This is a genomic window from Shewanella mangrovisoli (assembly GCF_019457635.1).
GTDB classification, from domain to species: Bacteria; Pseudomonadota; Gammaproteobacteria; order Enterobacterales; family Shewanellaceae; genus Shewanella; species Shewanella mangrovisoli.
On sequence record NZ_CP080412.1, the window covers coordinates 4,692,578 to 4,712,843 of the forward strand.

The following is a 20,266-nucleotide window of genomic DNA, read 5'->3' on the forward strand; positions in this document are numbered from 1 at the left end:
CTTATGACCCAAGCCAAACTGATCGCCCGTGACTTGGAAATGTCCTTTGGCCCGCGCTTATTATTCAAAGCCCACAGCCTCGAGTTATGCCAAGGGAACGTTATTTATTTGCAGGGTGACAACGGCTCGGGCAAGTCGACACTGATGAAGATCCTCGCGGGTCTACAGCTGCCATCTAAGGGCAAGATTGAAGTCAGCGGCTTTAAAAAGGACGCATGGTGGACACGTAACCCTTTGCTGGGTAAAGCCGTTTATCTCCACCAGCATCCCTATCTTTTTGATGGCACAGTCAATTACAACCTGACCTACGGGCTCCCCTTTGCGGCCTCAAAAACCGAGGCCAAACGCCGAATTGGCCAAGCAATTGAGATGGCGCAACTGGGCTCGTTATTACAGGCCAGAGCCAGCAATTTATCCGGCGGCGAGAGACAACGCCTCGCCATCGCCCGCGCTTGGATATTGCAGCCAAAGTTACTGATGCTCGATGAGCCGACCTCCAATATGGATAAGGACTCCCAAGCCTTAGTGCTGCAAATGATCCAGCAGCTCAAACAGCAAGGGACGGGAATGCTATTAAGCAGCCATCAAAACTGTGCGCTCACCGCCATTTGCGAGCAGCAGTGGCACATTGAAGACCAACAGGTGATAACCTCCCGTCAGCAAACGCCCACAAACTCCACACAGGGATCTTTATATGTCGTTGCAAATTGATGCCGTAATTCTTGCCGGTGGTATGGCGCGCCGTATGGGCGGGGACGATAAAGGCCTCGTCGAGCTAAACGGCAAGGCCATGATTGAACACACTATCGAGCGGATAAAACCTCAGGTTAAGGAGATCCTGATCAACGCAAATCGTAACCAAACACGTTATGCTGAGTTCGGTTTTACGGTGTTGAGCGATGAACATACCGGGTTTCTCGGCCCCTTGGCGGGCATGATCACCGCTATGGGTCACACCCAAGCAGACTATCTGCTCGTGGTGCCCTGTGATTGTCCGCTGCTGCCGCGGGATTTAGTCGCCCGCTTATTGGCCGCCATTGAGGCAAACGATGCTGAACTTGCCGTTGCCAGCGATGGTGAACGAGAGCAGCCGGTGGTGATGTTACTAAAGCCGAGCCTGCGCGAGTCGATGACAGCCTTCCTCGAAGCGGGCGAGCGTAAAATTGATTTTTGGTATGCCAAACATCGCTTTGCAGTAGCGGCCTTTGCCGATCAACCCAATGCCTTTGTCAATGTGAACACGCCAGAACAAAAACAACGACTGGCTGCAGAGATAAACCAAAGCTAAGGCTTCAAATTTCCTAGATTAGAGGTGCAAATGAGTACTCCCTTCGTCAATCCGCTATCTATTCCCGTTCTCGGATTTTGTGCCTATAGCGGCACGGGGAAAACCACCCTACTCAAGCAATTGATCCCCGAGTTGAATCAGCGCGGCCTGCGTCTGGCGGTGATCAAACATGCTCACCACAATTTCGATGTCGATATTCCCGGTAAAGACAGCTACGAGATGCGCAAAGCCGGCGCGCGGCAAATGTTAGTAGCCTCCCATGTGCGTTGGGCGCTGATGACCGAAGATGCCCGCGATGGCGACCCTGAGTTAGTCCACCTACTCAAACAAATTGAAGCCGATAAAGTCGATATCGTCTTAGTCGAAGGCTTTAAAAAACTCACGCTGCCGAAAATTGAGCTGCACCGCGCCGCCCACGGCAAGCCGTTTATCTATACCCAAGACGACAATATTCTCGCCATCGCTTGCTGTGATGACACTGAGCTGCCGAGCGAGCTAAGAAGACTCGACCTCAACAATGTCGCGCAAATTGCTGACTTTGTGATGGAATACGCCAATAGCTGGCAAGCCCCTAACCCCGCATTACCGATTGCGACTGTCGATGCCTGCACCTTGGGTAGCGATAAAAACCTCAGCGTGAGCCAAGGCTTAGCGCAGATTTTATCCCATGTCGCCCCTGTCACTGAGGTGGAAGACATAGGTTTAGATGCGTTAGATAACCGCGTGCTCGCCCGCGACAGCATTTCGCCCGTGGATGTGCCGCAGCAAACCAACTCGGCGATGGATGGCTATGCCTTTGCCTATCAAGATCCGCTGCCAGCGAGCTTCGACTTAGTCGGTGAAGTCCTCGCCGGACATCAATATTCGGGCACACTCAAAGCGGGTGAAACCGTGCGCATTATGACGGGCGCGCCCGTACCCGCTGGCGCAGATACAGTTCAACCTCGTGAGCTAGCTAACGAGGCCAATGCCAAGGTCAGTTTCGATGGTCGCATTCAGCAAGGCCAACACGTACGCCTTGCGGGTGAAGACATAGGCCAAGGCCAAGTCGCCCTCACCCAAGCCACACGCCTAAGCGCCGCCGAACAGGGCTTATTAGCTTCCCTCGGCCTTGACCGTGTGACGGTTTATCGCCGCCCGACGGTGGCCGTGTTCTCAACCGGGGATGAAGTCAGCCAACCCGGCGAAGCGCTAAATCCAAACTGTATTTATGACTCGAACCGTTACACCATCAAGGCGATGGCAAAACGTTTAGGTTGTGAAGTCATTGACTTAGGCATTATCGAAGATTCCGAAAGCGCTCTCGAAGCCACCTTGACCAAAGCCGCGGCGCAGGCAGATGTGGTGATTAGCTCTGGCGGCGTTTCCGTTGGCGACGCCGACTACATCAAGGCCGTGCTAGCACGCCTTGGCAATATCGACTTCTGGCGGATCAATATGCGCCCAGGTCGTCCACTCGCCTTTGGTAAGGTCGGCGATAGCCTATTCTTCGGCTTGCCCGGCAATCCAGTGGCTGTGATGGTGTCCTTCCTGCAATTTGTGCAACCTGCACTGCGTAAACTCGCTGGCGAAACAAACTGGCAGGCACCGTTATTTCCGGCGATCACCGATGAAACCCTGCGTAGCCGCACGGGCCGTACTGAGTTTATCCGCGGAATTTATCGCCTCGGTAATGATGGCAGGCTGCACGTGACCAGTACTGGCAACCAAGGTTCGGGCATGCTCAGCTCTATGGTCAAAGGCAATTGCCTTATCATCATTGGAGATGACGCTGAGGCGGTCAATGCGGGTGAAACTGTGTTTATTCAACCATTTGCCGATCTTTTATAAGTTCAGGTAAGCTCTATGAGCCAACTTGTGGATGCCTTTGGCCGTCAGGTCGAATATTTACGACTCTCAGTGACGGATCGCTGCGACTTCCGTTGTGTCTATTGCATGACGGAAGATCCCTGCTTCTTGCCCAAGGACCATGTACTGCACCTCGAAGAGTTGGCTTGGATTGCCCAAGCCTTTACTGAACTGGGGGTGACTAAAATTCGCCTCACAGGCGGCGAGCCGCTGGTGCGTAGCGATTGCGATCAACTGGTGCACTTACTGGGCAAGCTCCCTGGGCTCAAAGATTTATCGATGACCACCAATGGTTCTAGGCTCAGTAAGTTTGCCAAACCTATGTTTGATGCGGGTCTTAAGCGCTTAAATATCAGCCTAGATACCCTTAACCCCGAACTCTTTACCCAACTGACGCGCAACGGCAAATTAGCACGTGTTATCGAAGGGATTGATGCGGCCATCGCCGCAGGTTTTGAGCGGATTAAAATCAATGCGGTGATCCTTAAACAGCAAAACGATCATGAAGTTATTGATCTAGTTAATTTTTGTCGTGACCGTAAGTTAGATATCGCCTTTATTGAAGAAATGCCGCTGGGTGAAATGGACGAGCGCAAAGACGCGCGTCATTGCAGCAGTGATGAAGTTAAGGCCATGATTAACCAGCATTATCCCCTGCAGCTTTCTAATAAACGCACAGGCGGCCCCGCGCGTTACTACACCATGGCGGATAGTCCGATTCACATCGGGTTTATCTCACCCCATAGCCACAACTTTTGCCACGAATGTAATAGAGTGCGCGTGACCGTAGAGGGGCAATTATTGCTCTGCCTAGGTAATGAACACTCCATTGATTTAAAAAGCATTGTGCGAGAATACCCCGGAGACATTGAGCGACTTAAAACCGCGATTCTCCAAGGTATTAAGCTCAAACCTAAGCAGCATGTTTTCGATAATAACGGCGTACAAATCCTGCGCTTTATGAATAGCACTGGCGGTTAACCCCTCTCACCTAGGGCTAGCATCTCTATTTTGCCGTGATACACTCAAGGCATCAGTCCCCTTTTTTGTGTCACTCTTACCATGGCGCTTACTCGTAAACAGTGGAATAACATCATTATTCTTGCCTGCATTTTTATCATTGCGGTGCTGACGTTTATGGACAAGAAAACTCATAATGTGCCGAGTGATGCCCAACTATTATTTGATGACAATGCGCCGCTGGCGCAGTTGCAGCTAGATGGCGTGTGGTTGCATAAGCGAGCCTCGGGTTGGGAGTGCGATCCGCTGGTGCTCAACTGTGCGCAATGGGTCAAGGCTTGGCAAGGCCTAAGAGTCTCGCCACTCAGCGAGGCACCACAACCCACAGGCAAGCCGCAGGAACTGGTAATCCAAATTGCCGAGATCCGCCAATCGCAACGTTGGATTTATTTCCCCGAGGACGGTGTACTCAAGTCACCCGCTGGCAACTGGTACTTAGTGCCCCCCAGCCTAAGGGCCGATTTACAGCCAATCCTCGATGCCAAATCCACCAGCTAATTTATTACCTAAAAGAACTCAATCATGCCGGAATTACCAGAAGTCGAAGTCACCCGTCAGGGCATAGCCCCACATCTTGTCGAACAAACCGTGGCTGACCTCGTAATCCGTAACGCCTCACTGCGTTGGCCCGTTCCCGAACTTGCCAAACAGATCATCGGCCAAACCATACGCCAAGTGCGCCGCCGCGCTAAATATCTGTTAATCGATACGGATGCAGGCACCAGCATAGTGCATTTGGGAATGTCGGGCAGTTTGCGGATCCTGCCCCATGACACGCCAGTGGAGAAGCACGACCATATCGATCTTGTCCTCGCCAATGGCCGTATTCTGCGCTTTAACGATCCAAGACGTTTCGGCGCCTGGTTATGGTGCCAATTGCCTGAGGAAGCCCATCCACTGCTGGAAAAACTCGGGCCAGAACCTCTGACCGATGCCTTTAACGTCAATCAGTTAGCGGCCGCGCTGGCAGGTAAGAAGAAGGCCATCAAACTCTGCCTGATGGATAACCATATTGTGGTGGGTGTGGGAAATATTTACGCCAACGAAGCTCTGTTTGCCGCCGGAATACACCCCGAGGCGGAGGCGGGCAAGATAGATATTGAACGCTTAACGGTACTGGTTGCCGAGGTCAAACAAATCCTCGCCCACGCCATTAAGCAGGGCGGCACCACGCTTAAGGACTTCACCAATGCCGAGGGTAAACCCGGCTATTTCGCACAAAAGCTGCATGTTTACGGCCGCGGTGGCGAAACCTGTACTCAGTGCGGCAATCTACTCAGCGAAATCCGCCTTGGTCAACGCACCACAGTGTTTTGCGGCATCTGCCAGACACGTTAATCTCGCCGATAAAAATGCCTGCAATCGCAGGCATTTTTAGCTTCTTCGATACTGCTTTTGATTACTCTTTTAACCAACGGCCTGGATGGTCAGTAAAGTAACGGTACTCACGTTCTGGCGCTTGGCACTGAGGCTTAAGTTCTGCAGCGGATAACAAAATCCACTCGTCACGGTGGGCAATCCCCATGATCTTACCGCCTTTGATATCGAAACAACTAAGCTCGGCACCGCTAGGCACTAAAACATAACGCTGTTTGTTCTCCTGCATCCATTGCCACGCGTTACGCTCTTGCTCTTCTAGCGGCGCGAGGTAACTAAAGTGCGTTACACTCATGGGCGAGAACAGGATAAATTGCTCTTTAAAGTTAACTAGGCCAAGTTCGGCATCCTCACCTATCACTTCGGCAGTGTGTAGCATCAGGCTTCTGGGGGTGCGCATCTCATCGAGCATAGCGTAACCCCAAGTGCTCACCAGCACCCAACCCAAGGCTGAAACCAGCCCCACCTTTACCAGTGCAAACTGACGACGCGCCAGCCACAGCAAGGCAAACCAAAGCACCCCGAGCAAAATAAACAAGTAACCAATGCCAGTAAGATCATCGGTATAGTCAGCTAGCGCTTTGACGAGTGCGGGATGATGAATAAGCGCCAGCACACCTGCCACTAACACGAGTGCGCCTAAGAACCACAGCACACCAGTGACCAGTTTTTCAAACCAGGCTTTTGGCGAAACGCCCGTTAATACCGCCGACGCCGCTAGGGCCAACATAGGTAATGCGGGCAGAATATACACGTTGCGCTTGCCAGGGCTGATACTGAAAAACAGCACCACGAGCCCGACCCAAATCAGCAGAATCGCAATGGTGGGATCGGCCTTCACCTTTTGCACCCACTGTTTCCAATAGGCCACCACCAGCAACGAAATCGGGAACCACATCCAAGGGATCACGCTCAGCACGAAGAAGTACCATGGCTTGATATGGTGCCAAGCATTAACGTAACGCTCGCCCGTTTGCTTAAACAAAATATTATTTTGATAGGCCACCATCTCAGGAGTACCATGGGCTTGAACCGTCATCACCATGGGCACTAGCCAACAGGCAATCACGGCCAGCATGGCCAAAGGCCCCGCGAGGCAAAGCCAAGTTAAACGGCCCTCAAAACGGGTCTTATCTTTGAAGGCGTAAATCCCAATCGGAATGAGCAACAATAGGGGCAAGAAACCAACTCCCTTAGTGATTACCCCTAGCCCCATAAACGCCCAGCCAATAAAATACCAATGCCACTTAGGCCCAAGCATAAAATGCCTGATTAATCCGTAACATCCCACGGTTATCCAGCACATCACCATGGCATCTATCTGGGCATTTTTCGCCTGCATCAAAAACTGCGGCACGATAAGGAGCAACAGTGCAGCGTTGCGGCCAACCCGCACATTCCACAATCTGGCACCCAGATCATAGACAAGGAATACCGTCAGCAAACCACAGAGGGCATTGGGGAGTAAGAAGGAGAGTTTTAACGAGCCTGTGAGTTGATAAAACAGGGCGATGGCCCACATAAACACTGGCGGCTTATCGGGATAATATTCCCCGCCCCGGGTAGGGAATAACCATTGACCCGAGGCAACCATTTCCCGCGCGACCTCAACAAACCGCGGTTCGTCGGCGGGCCAAGGTGAACGAAAACCTATGCCAACCAGTAAGATCAACAAACTCATCAACAGCAGCGGCCAGAGTACTTGGTAATAATCTTCGCTATTGAAACGACGATTCAATGCATCCATTCCTAATCCCTATTTAGTTTTCCAATTCATCCACCTGCTTGCGCAGGCTCGAACGGTAAAGGTAAGCGCCGATAAGACTCGAGATAATAAACAGCCCAATACTGATCCCCAGTTGGTTATGATCAGACAAACCAATGCCCGCGCCCGCAAAACTGAATATCAGCATCTGCGGCAAATAACCCAGCACGCTGCCAAACATAAATCCCCCCGCGGGGATGTGTGTCGCCCCCGCAAACAGATTCGTCAGCAGATTACTCCCCACAGGCAACAGACGGATCATTAAGACTTTTAACCAAGTCCGATGAAGGATCAGCGCCTCAAACTTTTGTAAACGATTGCCAAAACGTCGTTGCAGGCTGCTTCGAATGGTTAATCTCGCGGTATAAAACGCCAGCACACAACCCAGCAATGCCGCTAAGGTGGAAAATAGACCGCCATAGATACCGCCGAGGGCAAAGCCAAATACAAAGGCGATCACCTGCCTCGGCCCACCGACAGCGGTAAACAAGGCGCCCACCATCAGCAATACCGCCAGCGCATAGACCCCTTGGGCGGCAATAAAGTGTGCCACCCAATTGCTATCGGTCACATGCTCGAATAACCCTTGCTGGGCAGCAAACATTAACACCAACAAAATAAAGACGATAAAAATCGCCTTATAGAGTCGCTTCATCTTAATCGTGCCAGCTGGTTTCGCTACGGGCGACCTTAGCGATTTTCGCCCTGCGACCGAGCCACATGACGCCCATGATATCGACAATCCCGACCCAGACCCGATTCCAAGCGGTATATTTAGACACGCCTACTTGGCGATCCCTATGATTAACCACAGAAATAAACACTTCGCCACCCATGCGGCGCACCAGTGCAGGAATATATCTGTGCATATGGTCGAAGTAAGGCATACGCAGGAAGGTTTCACGGGGGAAGAGTTTTAAGCCACATCCGGTATCGGGTACGCCATCGTGTAACAGTGCATCACGCACTTTATTGGCAAAGCGGGACTGGAAGCGCTTCCACGCCGTGTCCTTGCGGCTTTTGCGATAGCCTGCGATACAAAAGTGTTCGGCATGGATTTGCGGCAATTGGGCCAACATGGCGGGAATATCCGCAGGGTCGTTTTGCCCATCAGCATCTAAGGTGACTATGTATTTACCACGGGCATGTAAAACGCCAGTGGAGATAGCGGTACTCTGACCCGTACTGCGCTCGTGACGAATGGCTTTGGCATCGCATTGCATCACCTCGGCGGTGTGCATCACCTCACCAAAAGTGTCGTCCTGACTACCGTCGTCGACAACAAGAATTTCAAACTCAGTCAACCCTTGCAGGGCTTGGCATATCTCTTTCATTAATGGGCCAATATTGCCCACTTCATCTTTTGCGGGGATCACGACTGAAATCACATTAAGGCTCCAAGCTTAATAACCATGAGTACGGTAACATAGGATTGTGGCAAACAAAAATCTGTATCGATAGGATGTTATGAATTAAACAGTATGCAGGCCCAGCATTGTATACGGGTGAAAATCGAGAAAAGAGCACTTAATTTGGAACTGTGAATTTCATCGAAATGACATGTTTTATCTCCGCAGAAAATGCTAGTTTGGGAAACAAAATGCCAAACTGTATAAAACCTATGAACATAGTTGTAGTTGGAATGGGCTATGTTGGCCTATCGAACGCGGTTTTACTCGCCCAGCAAAACCATGTAGTAGCGATTGATTTGATGCCCGAGCGTGTCGCGTTAGTTAATGCGCGTAAACCAACGGTCGCCGACAGCCTGATTGAAGAATATCTGCAGCATAAAGCCTTAAATCTCAGTGCCACGACCGACAAAAAAGCCGTTAAAGAAGCTGATTTTGTCATCATAGCGACTCCTACAGATTACGACCCACAAACTAACTACTTTAATACTCAGTCGGTAGAACGGGTCGCGAAGGAAGTACTCGCCCTGAATCCAGATACCACCATTGTTATCAAATCGACTGTGCCAGTGGGTTTTACCGAAGGGCTGAGAAATAAGCTCAACAGTGACAATATCTTATTTTCGCCAGAGTTTTTGCGTGAAGGTAAGGCGCTTTACGATAACCTGCACCCCTCGCGCATCATAGTGGGTGAGCGTTCCGAGCGCGCCCAAGCCTTCGCTAATCTTCTTGCCCGCGCCGCCATTAAACAAGATATTCCGACTTTACTCACAGACAGCACTGAGGCCGAGGCGATTAAGTTGTTTGCCAACACCTTTTTAGCCATGCGCGTCGCCTACTTTAATGAGTTGGACACCTATGCGGAGAGCCGAGGACTCAACACCCGTCAGATTATCGAAGGCGTATGTTTAGATCCGCGCATCGGCGATTACTACAACAACCCGTCCTTCGGTTATGGCGGTTACTGCCTGCCCAAGGACACTAAGCAATTGTTAGCCAACTATAACGATGTGCCTAACAATCTCATCAGCGCCATTGTCGACTCCAATACGACCCGCAAAGATTTTATCGCCAACGCTATTATCAATAAGCAACCGAAGCGAGTGGGTATCTATCGCTTAATCATGAAATCCGACTCGGACAACTTCCGCGCCTCGGCGGTACAGGGCGTGATGAAACGCATCAAGGCCAAGGGCATCGAAGTCGTAGTCTATGAGCCCGTACTCAAGGAAGACGAGTTTTTTAACTCGAAAGTGATCCGCGATTTACACGAATTTAAAGCCATGTGCGATGTGATTATTTCTAACCGTATGGCCAATGAACTCGAAGATGTCGCCGCTAAAGTCTACACTCGGGATCTGTTCCATCACGACTAAGCGTCCAGAATATAAAGGTTTACTATGAAATACTTAGTCACAGGCGCCGCCGGATTTATCGGCGCTAAAGTCAGTGAGCGCCTCTGCGCACAGGGCCATGAGGTAATCGGTATCGATAACCTCAATGACTATTATGATGTCGGCTTAAAACTAGCTCGGTTATCTCCACTCGAAGCGTTAAGCAATTTCCGTTTTATCAAACTGGACTTAGCCGACAGAGAAGGCATAGCGGCATTGTTTGCAGAGCAAGGTTTTCAACGGGTTATCCATCTCGCCGCGCAGGCTGGGGTGCGCTACTCCCTCGATAATCCCCTCGCCTATGCCGATAGCAATTTAGTCGGGCATCTCACCATTTTAGAGGGCTGTCGGCACCATAAGATTGAGCATCTAGTCTATGCCTCTTCATCCTCTGTGTATGGCTTGAATCAAAAGATGCCATTTTCGACCGAGGATAGTGTCGATCACCCGATTTCCCTATACGCGGCGACCAAGAAAGCTAACGAGTTAATGTCGCACACTTACTCGCATCTCTATCAATTACCCACCACAGGCTTGCGCTTTTTTACCGTGTATGGCCCCTGGGGACGACCCGATATGGCCTTGTTTAAATTCACAAAAGCGATTCTCGCAGGCGACACTATCGATGTGTATAACCATGGCGATCTCAGCCGTGATTTCACCTATATCGACGATATCGTTGAGGGCATCATCAGGGTACAAGACAAACCTCCTCACCCAACACCGGACTGGCATGTTGAAACTGGCACACCCGCCAATAGCAGCGCCCCCTATCGCGTATTCAACATAGGCAATGGCAGCCCAGTGCAATTGCTGGATTTTATTACCGCACTCGAAAGTGCACTCGGTATTGAGGCTAACAAACAATTCTTACCCATGCAGCCCGGAGATGTGCATTCCACTTGGGCCGATACCGAAGACCTGTTTAAGGCCGTGGGTTATAAACCCCAAGTGGATATCAATACCGGGGTGAGCAGATTTGTCGAGTGGTACCGCGCGTTTTATGCGAAGTAACTTCTTTGAGAAAATAAAAAGGCCTGCTGATTTGCAGGCCTTTTTATTGAGTTAACGCTTAAAAACGATATTCAAAACTGCTGAAGAAAGTCGCATTAGTATCGTTTTCTTGTACATCAAATTCCGATCTCGATACTGTACCGCCCAGACTCCACATGCCCTTCCACACAGGCATACGATAGGAAAGCTCCAGCATCAGCAAGTCTTCCTTCGGTGGCTGTGGCGCCCATGTGGTCGCCACATTGGTGCCGTCTTTATTCAACTTGGCATAACGCAGGAGCGAGGTAAAACCGCGGCTGTTATGGAACTGGCCAACTAAACCCAATACAAAGACTTGAGCATCGCTATCATAGGTCGAACCTAAGGCTCTGCCGTAGTAACGCGCTCCACTCAGGTAGACAGGATCTTCATAGAAGCAGTTAGGCTTGCCATCACACTCGACAAAGGTATCCGAGTATTCCATAAACAGCTTGAATTGCTTACCCGACGTGCCGAAATGGGTATCTATCCCCCAAAGTGAGCCGCAATCGCTGCCGTTTTCACAGCTATGCTCAAGGTACAAACCCACAGGGATATCCTGCCAAGTATTGGCATAACGTAAATCGATGCTCTGGGTTCTATGGCCAGCGCCACGGCGTTGATCGGCAAGGCAAGAATCCGAACCGTCGATGCACACCGCATTACCAGCAACTGAATCCCACCAAGAATCGAAGTCGCAATTCTGCCCTTCACCACAGAATAGTGTCGACCAAGATAGGCCTATTTCTAACTGCTGAAGGGGTTTGGCGGTAAAGCGCATATCCCATTCCGCCGTTTTAGGCACGGCACGCTCTTTTTCAGCCATGCTAAAACCGGTCTTGAAAGTCCAAGGACCAATCCAAGATAACCATGGCGTTTCGAAGGCGGCAGCATTATTACGGCTGAGCGACAGTGACTGCATAGGGCGCGCATTGTTAGAGCGATGCAATGCAGAATCAAATCCCGGGCCCCACCATTGCTCAACCGTACCTAAAGTCGCAATCCAGTTACCCATGATCACCGCGAAGTAAGACTCATCGAGACGGAAGTTTTTGTTATCTTGCGGGTCGTAAGTCTCGGCAACTGTGGTTTTATAGGCCACACGTGAGCCTAAGTATTCGTAAGAGGCTTTAGCCTCACCCTTTTCACGATAGTCGGAGCCATAATGCTGGAAGCGAGCGGGATCGGTCGCGCCCGAGAGTTTAACCCTAGCATTACCGCGATTATCGACGGCATTTTGATAGTAAAAGTTAACTCGGGCAAAGGCTTGCACTAAACGGGGAGACAATAGTTCGGGTTCGACTTTCGCTAAGTCGCCACCAATACCTGACCACATCAAGGGAAAGGTATTCACTGGCACACGGATCACGCCCGCATCGGCCAGAGCTTGAATATCGGCTCTTAAATAAATGTCCGAGGCATCCACCCAAGGGGCTGCAGCAACGGAAGCAGAAAACAATAAACCAGATGCAACGCTAGCAGCGAGGATAGTGGGGGTCAAAAAAGCCTTCATAACATCCTTTTCATTATCATCGCGAGGCCTGATGCCTCAAAGGTTTTATGGAAATACTCAGCCTTATCAGGCCTTTGCGAGGTTAAGCTTGGCGGTCAACGCGCTTGCCACCTCAGAGTGTACAAATTGACTCACATCGCCGCCATGCAGCGCGACTTCCTTCACTAAGGTGGAAGAAATAAAGGAGTTTTCTTCAGCCGGCGTTAAAAACACGCTCTCAAGATCAGGGCTTAATCTGCGATTCATGTTGGCCAATTGGAATTCATACTCAAAGTCGGAAACCGCACGCAAACCACGCACCAGCACGCTCGCACGCTGTTCCTTGGCAAAATCCACCAGCAAGCCCGAAAAACCAACCACTTCCACATTATCCAAATGGGCTGTGACGCGGTTTACCAACTCAACGCGCTCCTCAAGAGTAAACCTTGGCTGCTTAGATGGATTGGCCGCAATGCCAATAATCACATGCTTAAACAACTTAGCCGCACGCTCAATCAAATCGGCATGACCATTGGTAATGGGATCGAAAGTCCCAGGATAAATAGCTCTTGTATGCACTTTGCTGACTCGACTCAGATAGATACCCAAAAATCATTGCCGCCAGTCTACTCGTTTTAGCCACTTGAGTGAATCATCCAGATAAAAACCGCTGAAAATCCCGTTAAAAATTGAAATACTGGCAAGAATTCCTCGGATTAAGCCCATGTAAAGGCATGAACTGATATAATGCCGACTCGATATATATTGGCTTAAGTAGGCAGCGGCTTTCGTCCAACCAAGATGGATTGAAACCACACCACAACCGATTAAGTCCACGTCATCAGAGCACTTATATGAAAAAAATCGCCATTTTTTGCCATAACTTTTTCTCTAACGGCACAGTCAAAATCGCCTTATCCCAGGCAGAAGTGCTGCAGGAAGCCGGGCAAGATGTTCACCTCTTTGTGTTCCATAAAGAGGGGGATTTTATGCCGCCAGAAAATGTGACGATTCATTACCTATATGAAGCAGGTCAAAAGCCAAGTCTACAGGAGCAAAGACAACGCCTGCAGGCCAAGGTGGCCGAAGCGGAACAATCGGGTAAGTTCTCGCTATTCTTAAGTAACTCGACCGACTGCGATGTCGTTGTTTCCGGCTGCGATTTCGATCCCTGCTATTACTTTTGCCACTGCGCCCTTAAGCAAGAACTCTTGATGGAATTAAAGCGTGGTCCAGTGCATTTCTGGCGGCGCTGGAAAAAGGCCAAGGCACTGATTGGCAAAAAGATCATTACAGTTTCCAATGGCATCGCCGATGAGCTCAGTGCCACTTCTTGGCTGAAGCCACAAAGCGTTCAGACCATCTATAATCCCTTTAGATTGGAGGAAATCCGCAAGAAGACTCAGGAAGAAATTGCCGAGATCCCAAGTGAGCCTTATATGATCCATGTCGGCCGTGTGACACGGCAAAAACGCCACGATATTTTGTTTAAGGCACTTAGGGATATGCCAACGGCCCCTAAACTTGTCCTGCTGTGCAACCGCCCCAAAAAGGCACGCAAACTCGCTAAGAAATACGGTGTCGAACACAGAATCATCACGCCTGGGTTCCAACACAATCCCTACGCTTGGATTGCCAAAGCCGAGTTGATGTTACTCAGCTCAGATTTTGAAGGCCTACCGACCGTGGTGATTGAGTCTTTAGCCTGTGGCACACCTGTCGTCAGTACAGATTGCCCACACGGGCCCAATGAAATTCTCACAGGGCATTTAGCACAATATCTCGTCCCCGTTCGCCAACCCGCGCTGTTGGCACAAAAGGCACTGGAGTGTCTGGCCTCACCGCCCGCTTTAGACAATCTAGAAATATTAAAGGCCGTAGACAGCCAATATATTGCCGCTCAATATATTAACTTAGCGAAATAAATTTTCACTTTTAATTAGAACGCCATTTCTTATATTGGCGTTCTAATTAATATCGCAACAAATTGATACAGCATGAAACACTATTTAAAATAAAAATTAATATAACAAATGTATCAACAAACCATTAATGTCATCATACTTATTGATTAAGGTGATACAAATTAAAAACATTTAACGAACAATTAATTATATAATACCGCGTCCTGCATTAATTAAATCATTATTTAATTGATCGCCAGAATTAAAAACCTCAAAATATTCCGCTTGGAATAAATTTGTCTCACAAACGGATTTAGTGAGTATTTTTGGGGTAGTTATGAGTAAGCTAAAGGTCGCTTTATTAGTCGATGAATATTTTGGTGGTACAGGTACAGTGTACGGTGGATACGGCTTTCTGGCCCGTCATCTGATCGCCAAACATCTACCCAATGAGAACATTGAAGTAGAAGTACTAATAAAAAAAGATTGCAGCAAACAGCGATTAATTCCCCGTCGTTATATGATCGATGGTATCAAAGTGTATCGCCTTGCCGCTAAGTTTATGGATTTTCTTAATATCAGATTCTTAAAAAAGAAAAACTATGATCTTTTTTTATCCATCGAAATGACGACCCATTCCTATCGTATTCTTAAAACAATCCCCAATATCGATAAAAAATTGTTGTTCTGGGTTCAAGATCCGCGCCCCGATTACGAATGGGATGAAATTAATACCGTAAAACTTTTTCCTGAGAAAAGTTATTGGGATAGCAATATTTATCAATTTGTCCATGACCTATGGGCCGCGGGTAAAGTCTCGTTTATTTCTCAAGCACGTTTTCTCGATAGAAAAGCGCGGGATCTCTACAACCTCGACGATAAAACCGAGATCAAATACTTACCGAATCCTATCGAAATCGATCACAACTTCGATGTCGAAACCCATCCGAAGAAAAATCACATTATCTTCCTCGGCCGTATCGAGTCGGTTAAGCGTGGCTGGTTATTCTGTGAGATTGCCAAATTGATGCCAGAATATGAATTTTTCATGCTTGGTCAATCCTTTAGACAGTCGAAGAAAAACCAATCCATCATGAATAACTACCTCGATATCCCCAACTTACACTTTGTGGGGCATGTTGAGGGCGAGAAAAAGGCACAGTTGATTAAGGACGCTAAGATTTTAGTGAACACCTCAATCCACGAGGCGCTACCTATTTCGTTTTTGGAAGCCTTATCCTACGGAACGCTGCTCGTGAGCTGTCGTGATCCCGATGAACTCACCAGCCAATTTGGGGTATTTACAGGCACAGTACTAGGAGATGGTTTCGATAAAGTCCCACTCTTTGTCGACGGTATCCGCCATTTGATGGAAAACGAGCCACTCCGCCAAGAGCTGGCGCTAAAAGCGGTGAACTACATCAAAGCGACTCACAGCATTGAAGATTTTCAGAAAAATATGCAAGAGATTATCTTTAAGCTAGTCGAAGAGACTAAAGCGCAAAGCTAAAAACAAGGCCGACACTATGTCGGCCTTACTTTTTCTTAAAACAGTTTCCAATAGCCTAACTTGCGGCGCATTTTAAAGTGTCGCAGTAGGTTCAATGGCTTAGGTTTCAGCCAAGCGGTTCCCTTATCGATCAGAGCATCGGTTGCCGCGAGTACACGCTGGCTAGACTGACCATCTCCCGTAGGGTGGATTTGATTGCAATAATCATGGATATGCGCCATCAAATCATCGGGGCGGCTCAGCGCTCTCATGAGTGCAGGTTCAATCTCTTCGACTCGGTTAATATCGATTAAATGAGCCTTCGGTGACTGATTTTTAAAGGTTACCACTGGCTTACGCTGCATTAAAAACATCAATAAAATCGAAGAAGTATCGCAGAGCATCACATCACCTGCCTGCAAAAGCGGGATCACGTTGTCGGTTTCCACAAACTGGAGATTCTCATTTTCGAGAGTCTTGTATTGCTCAACAATACTTGGCTTCATCTTAGGATGGAACTGTACCAACCAGCGCCACTGGCTCTTTTGCGACAGGGCTTTAATCTGCTCGAATACCTCTGGCGCACAGGTCAGACTGGGGGAGAATGTCGAGCAAAACAGCACTACTGGCCGTGGATCATCGGGCTTAATGTAAGGATTATCTTTATTTTCAATAAATAAGGGATCGAGCGCTGGCCAGCCCGTTTCGGCCACAGTAAAGGTGCCGATTTTTTTCTCTAGCTCAAGGAAAGGTAACGTCGTCGCCGGCCCTTGGGTGCAATACAAGTCAAAGCAATCACGGATTTCGAAGTGATCTTCTCTCCCCTTATGATTCATTTTGCCCGCATTAAAACCGTGGAACACCCCCACTTTAACCCCAGGGATAAAGCTTGGCACTACGTTACCCGGCACGAACACGGCATCGGGTTTCCATGCCTTAACGGCATCGATATCGGGTAAGCGTTTTTCATCCGCTTTAAGGAATTTGGGGTCGACCTCACGGCCTTCGAGGAACCAACACGCCTCATCGCCACGCGCCAGAATCACTTGCTGCAGCGGCCTTAGCATCGCATAGGAATAGTTCTGTGCGATGTAGAACAAATAACGTCTTTTATTTGATTTACGCGCTTCCACCGCTTTCTCCTCGGGTAAATTATTTCGCGAGCGCGAGATATTGTTCGGCAATCGCAGTCGCATCCACCTTAGCTAAAATCTCCACATTGTCGAGGGATGGTGGCTGCGCGACCACGGCGTCAATCATCTTCGCCAAGGCCGCAGGATTGCGACGGGGCACAAGATAGGGAGCCAAATTTCCGGTCAAAATCTCATTAGGTCCGTGTGGGCAGTCGGTACTGACCACTGGCGTGCCGCAGGCTAAGGATTCGATTAATACCGTCGGCAATCCTTCGAAATCGGAACTCAGCACCAGAGCTTTAGCGCGTTTGATCCAAGGAAAAGGATTACTCTGGAACCCAGGAATGATTAAACGCTTCTCGATGCCGTATTTCTTCGCCGCTTTAATCGCCTTCTTGTGGTTATGGCATAACAGCACCACAGGTAACTGATTTTGGGTCTGTTTAAGGGCCTCAAACAACACATCGTGGCGCTTCTGTTTAGCAAAACGTCCTACGTGGATCAGATAGTCACCCTGAGGGATTTGCGGATTCTCTTGCTGTGACTGAGCAACAATCTCATTAAATTCAAATGGATTGTAGATAGTTCGCATGGATGCTGGCTGCAAACGCCCCTTAGCTTGAATCTCTTTAGCGATGCCGTTGGACACAGTGATCAAATGCTGGCCATTGAGCGCTTTTTTCGCCCGCAGTTTCTTATAGTAGGCGAAGGGGCCTAACTTAAACTGACGACTCAATTCTTCTTCAACCGATGAGTGCACAATCACATAGAGTGGTGTCACCCCGGTTTTGGTCATCATCAAATTGGTCTTATCAAGATTAGATAAAAACAGATCGAACTTACCGACTCGGGACTCAATCTCGGTAATCTTTGCCCGTAACTTATCGACCGATGCCCCTAGGCGCCCGAAGTGGTCATAATCTTTATCTTTGTCGGCAAAACATTGATGAACAGGTAAATTGTCTGGCGTTTCGTAATAACGATTATCTTCCATGACCAAAAAATGCGGCTCATGCCCTAGGCTAATAAACTGCTTTGCCAAGGTAATCATGACCTTCTCGGCTCCACCACCCGCTAAACTGTCGATGGCTATGGCTATCCGCATGATTTTTCTCCTAAACGATAATCTAAAACTCAGGATGACAGGCTAACAGTGGTTAACTGTGTGTCTGCTGAATAACCTGATCAAATTTCTCAATCACGGCTTCGACACTAATTAGCGCCATAAGGTGCTCTCCCTTGGCACGGGTGCCCCATTTCACCTCACCGCTTTGCTGTGAGGCGATGGCCTCTTGATAGGCGCTCACCACATATTGCTGCGATAAATAAGGCCCTGTGCGACCTGGGTTGGAATGGGCATATAAACCTATGACAGGCGTCCCTTGCGTGACCGCCATGTGTGCAGGGCCAGTATCTGGCGCTAACACTAGGCTGGCGCGTTTCAGCAGAGCCAGTAATTGAGTCAAACTGGTTTTGCCGACTAAGTTGTCGAGTTTGGCAGAGCACGCATTAGCAATATTTTCGGCCAATGTCTTTTCAAGTGCCGTTGGGCCACCGCAGAGAATGACTCGATAACCCTTATTTACCGCATGTTGCGCTACCGCCGCATAACGCTCGGGCAGCCAATTACGCTCGGCTTTGCTGGCGGCTGCACAAATCACCAATACCTTCTCGCCATCGGCTATCTGGCGCTGGGCAAATTCAGTGTCCGCTTGAGGGACTGGAATATTCCAACTAGGGGTGATGTCGCTCACGCCTATCGCCTTGGCGAACCCCATAAAGCCGTCCAGCACATGGGGCTGAGCTAAAGGTTCGACTCTATGATTGGTGACCAGCCATTGACCTTCTTTGGCGCGGGCACGGTCGAATCCGACCCGAACCTTTGCCGAAATCGCGAGGGAGGCTAAGGTCGCACGTAGCGCGACTTGCATGTGCAACAAGACATCGAAGCGGCGGCCTTTCAAGGCTTTATGCAAGTTGAAATAACTGCGCCAGCCCTGCATTTATCGAAAATCACAAACTCAATACCAGGCAAGTGCTTTAATAGTTGGTATTCGAGCTTGCCTATCACCCAAGTGATTTTGAGCTGGGGATATTGGCGTTGAATCGCCTGCACCATAGCCACGGCATGACAGACGTCACCGATAGCCGATAGCCTAAGCAGGCAGAGAGAATTCATGGTGTTGGGATTTAAACTCAAGCGAATAGCTCTTAAGGTTATTTGGCGCAAGCTAAGGATCTTAATGTAGAATGGCCGCAGGTGCCACGCTTAAGTCAACAAATCTCCCATGAACGCACAAATCAAAATCATAAATACCGCCGATGGCTATATGGCACTTTGCCAAGATACGCCTGAAGACATAACACCAGCTTGGTTTTCGGTGGATTTCTGGCGTGAAAAAGCCGCGGTTGTGGGATCATCCAAGGGACGTTACACCACTTGGTTTGTGGCCTTTAGCGAGCACCATTGGGTATTGCGACATTACTGGCGCGGTGGCCTGATGGAGAAATTCAGTAAGGATGCCTGCACTCTGCTGCTGGGCAGAAAACACCCGCGCCATGGGCGAATTAAGGCTGCTTGACCTGCTCTACCGCGAGCAATTTGCGGTGCCTAAACCTATTGCCGCCAATATTGTGCGCGATGGCTTGTTCTACCGCGCCGACATTATTATCGAGCGGGTCGATGGTGCCGAAGACTTGGTCGCTAAGTTAACTAAAGGCGCCATGGCTCCTGAGCAATGGCAAGCACTCGGCGCCACCATTGCCCAATTTCATCGCCGCGGCGTTTACCATGCCGACTTAAACGCGAAGAATATTTTATGGCAACCACAGCAAACGGATGGCGTACAAGAACGTTTCTATCTGATTGATTTTGATAGGGGTGAAATCAAAACGCCCAATGCCCAATGGCAAAAGGCGAACCTCGATAGGCTGCTACGCTCCTTCAACAAAGAGCAAGGTAAACAGCCTACGCTTGCCTTTACGCCCGCCGACTGGTCGGCGCTGCTCGCGGGCTATCACTCAGTGATCCCCAAAGCTTAGTCACCTAAACAGCGTTAGGCTGTTTGGCGCGCGAGTAACGATTCGGCCAGAGCAAACTGACGCTGCAAAAGCG

The 20,266-nt window shown here is 49.3% G+C and carries 17 protein-coding genes and 2 pseudogenes; 11 read left to right on the forward strand and 8 right to left on the reverse strand.

From position 1 onward, the window contains the following. The first annotated feature begins 3 nt into the window (after positions 1–3). The 6 genes from K0H60_RS20395 to mutM all read left to right on the forward strand — a co-directional run bounded on the left by K0H60_RS20395 (position 4) and on the right by mutM (position 5,494). Entirely contained in the window at positions 4–711 is a 708-nt protein-coding gene (locus tag K0H60_RS20395) for an energy-coupling factor ABC transporter ATP-binding protein (protein WP_220056876.1), read from the forward strand. After that, complete coding sequence (mobA, locus tag K0H60_RS20400) at positions 695–1,288, forward strand: molybdenum cofactor guanylyltransferase MobA (protein ID WP_023266178.1); 594 nt, start codon at positions 695–697, stop codon at positions 1,286–1,288. The genes K0H60_RS20395 and mobA overlap by 17 nt, the downstream gene beginning before the upstream one ends. Positions 1,289–1,318: 30 nt before the next feature. Next, complete coding sequence (locus tag K0H60_RS20405; protein WP_220056877.1) at positions 1,319–3,118, forward strand: bifunctional molybdopterin-guanine dinucleotide biosynthesis adaptor protein MobB/molybdopterin molybdotransferase MoeA; 1,800 nt, start codon at positions 1,319–1,321, stop codon at positions 3,116–3,118. Positions 3,119–3,133: 15 nt separating this feature from the next. Further along, positions 3,134–4,117, forward strand: coding sequence for a GTP 3',8-cyclase MoaA (gene moaA / locus K0H60_RS20410; protein ID WP_220056878.1), 984 nt, complete (start codon positions 3,134–3,136; stop codon positions 4,115–4,117). Between the two features lie 81 nt (positions 4,118–4,198). Then, on the forward strand, positions 4,199–4,654 hold the full coding sequence (locus tag K0H60_RS20415) for a hypothetical protein (RefSeq protein ID WP_220056879.1): 456 nt from the start codon (positions 4,199–4,201) through the stop codon (positions 4,652–4,654). A gap of 24 nt (positions 4,655–4,678) precedes the next feature. After that, positions 4,679–5,494 carry a bifunctional DNA-formamidopyrimidine glycosylase/DNA-(apurinic or apyrimidinic site) lyase gene (mutM, locus tag K0H60_RS20420; RefSeq protein WP_220056880.1) on the forward strand — a complete coding sequence of 272 codons (816 nt, stop codon included), beginning with the start codon at positions 4,679–4,681 and terminating at the stop codon, positions 5,492–5,494. Positions 5,495–5,555: 61 nt separating this feature from the next. On the opposite strand, the gene K0H60_RS20425 is transcribed toward mutM, so the two are convergent. From K0H60_RS20425 to K0H60_RS20435, 3 genes are read right to left on the reverse strand one after another with little or no spacing between them, the layout of a single operon-like run. After that, complete coding sequence (locus tag K0H60_RS20425; protein ID WP_220056881.1) at positions 5,556–7,280, reverse strand: ArnT family glycosyltransferase; 1,725 nt, start codon at positions 7,278–7,280, stop codon at positions 5,556–5,558. A gap of 13 nt (positions 7,281–7,293) precedes the next feature. Further along, the gene (locus tag K0H60_RS20430; protein ID WP_055648187.1) at positions 7,294–7,953 is read right to left on the reverse strand and encodes a TVP38/TMEM64 family protein; all 660 of its coding nucleotides are present in this window, start codon (positions 7,951–7,953) and stop codon (positions 7,294–7,296) included. Between the two features lies 1 nt (position 7,954). After that, on the reverse strand, positions 7,955–8,686 hold the full coding sequence (locus K0H60_RS20435; RefSeq protein WP_220056882.1) for a glycosyltransferase family 2 protein: 732 nt from the start codon (positions 8,684–8,686) through the stop codon (positions 7,955–7,957). Between the two features lie 233 nt (positions 8,687–8,919). Here K0H60_RS20435 and K0H60_RS20440 point away from each other — a divergent pair, with 233 nt between their 5' ends. Beyond that, entirely contained in the window at positions 8,920–10,083 is a 1,164-nt protein-coding gene (locus K0H60_RS20440) for a nucleotide sugar dehydrogenase (RefSeq protein WP_220058215.1), read from the forward strand. 24 nt (positions 10,084–10,107) lie between these two features. Continuing rightward, positions 10,108–11,115, forward strand: coding sequence for an NAD-dependent epimerase (locus K0H60_RS20445; RefSeq protein WP_220056883.1), 1,008 nt, complete (start codon positions 10,108–10,110; stop codon positions 11,113–11,115). Positions 11,116–11,173: 58 nt separating this feature from the next. Here K0H60_RS20445 and K0H60_RS20450 read toward each other — a convergent pair whose 3' ends face one another. Together K0H60_RS20450 and coaD are read right to left on the reverse strand one after the other, a co-directional pair. Further along, on the reverse strand, positions 11,174–12,646 hold the full coding sequence (locus K0H60_RS20450; protein WP_220056884.1) for a capsule assembly Wzi family protein: 1,473 nt from the start codon (positions 12,644–12,646) through the stop codon (positions 11,174–11,176). A gap of 66 nt (positions 12,647–12,712) precedes the next feature. Beyond that, the gene (gene coaD, locus K0H60_RS20455) at positions 12,713–13,204 is read right to left on the reverse strand and encodes a pantetheine-phosphate adenylyltransferase (RefSeq protein ID WP_220056885.1); all 492 of its coding nucleotides are present in this window, start codon (positions 13,202–13,204) and stop codon (positions 12,713–12,715) included. A 275-nt stretch (positions 13,205–13,479) separates the two neighbouring features. Between coaD and K0H60_RS20460 the strand changes: the two genes are divergently transcribed. Together K0H60_RS20460 and K0H60_RS20465 are read left to right on the forward strand one after the other, a co-directional pair. Further along, a complete protein-coding gene (locus K0H60_RS20460; protein ID WP_220056886.1) occupies positions 13,480–14,550 on the forward strand; it encodes a glycosyltransferase in 1,071 nt (356 codons plus the stop codon). Between the two features lie 316 nt (positions 14,551–14,866). Beyond that, on the forward strand, positions 14,867–16,039 hold the full coding sequence (locus tag K0H60_RS20465) for a glycosyltransferase family 4 protein (RefSeq protein WP_220056887.1): 1,173 nt from the start codon (positions 14,867–14,869) through the stop codon (positions 16,037–16,039). Between the two features lie 35 nt (positions 16,040–16,074). Here the strand turns inward: K0H60_RS20465 and K0H60_RS20470 are convergent, their stop codons facing one another. The 3 genes and pseudogenes from K0H60_RS20470 to K0H60_RS20480 form a co-directional block, all read right to left on the reverse strand. Further along, on the reverse strand, positions 16,075–17,151 hold the full coding sequence (locus K0H60_RS20470; protein ID WP_220056888.1) for a CDP-glycerol glycerophosphotransferase family protein: 1,077 nt from the start codon (positions 17,149–17,151) through the stop codon (positions 16,075–16,077). Positions 17,152–17,170: 19 nt separating this feature from the next. Then, complete coding sequence (locus K0H60_RS20475) at positions 17,171–18,256, reverse strand: glycosyltransferase (protein ID WP_220056889.1); 1,086 nt, start codon at positions 18,254–18,256, stop codon at positions 17,171–17,173. A 52-nt stretch (positions 18,257–18,308) separates the two neighbouring features. Continuing rightward, a pseudogene (locus K0H60_RS20480) lies at positions 18,309–19,351 on the reverse strand (glycosyltransferase family 9 protein). A gap of 88 nt (positions 19,352–19,439) precedes the next feature. Between K0H60_RS20480 and K0H60_RS20485 the strand changes: the two are divergent. After that, positions 19,440–20,193: pseudogene (locus tag K0H60_RS20485) on the forward strand (3-deoxy-D-manno-octulosonic acid kinase). The last annotated feature ends 73 nt before the right edge of the window (positions 20,194–20,266 follow it).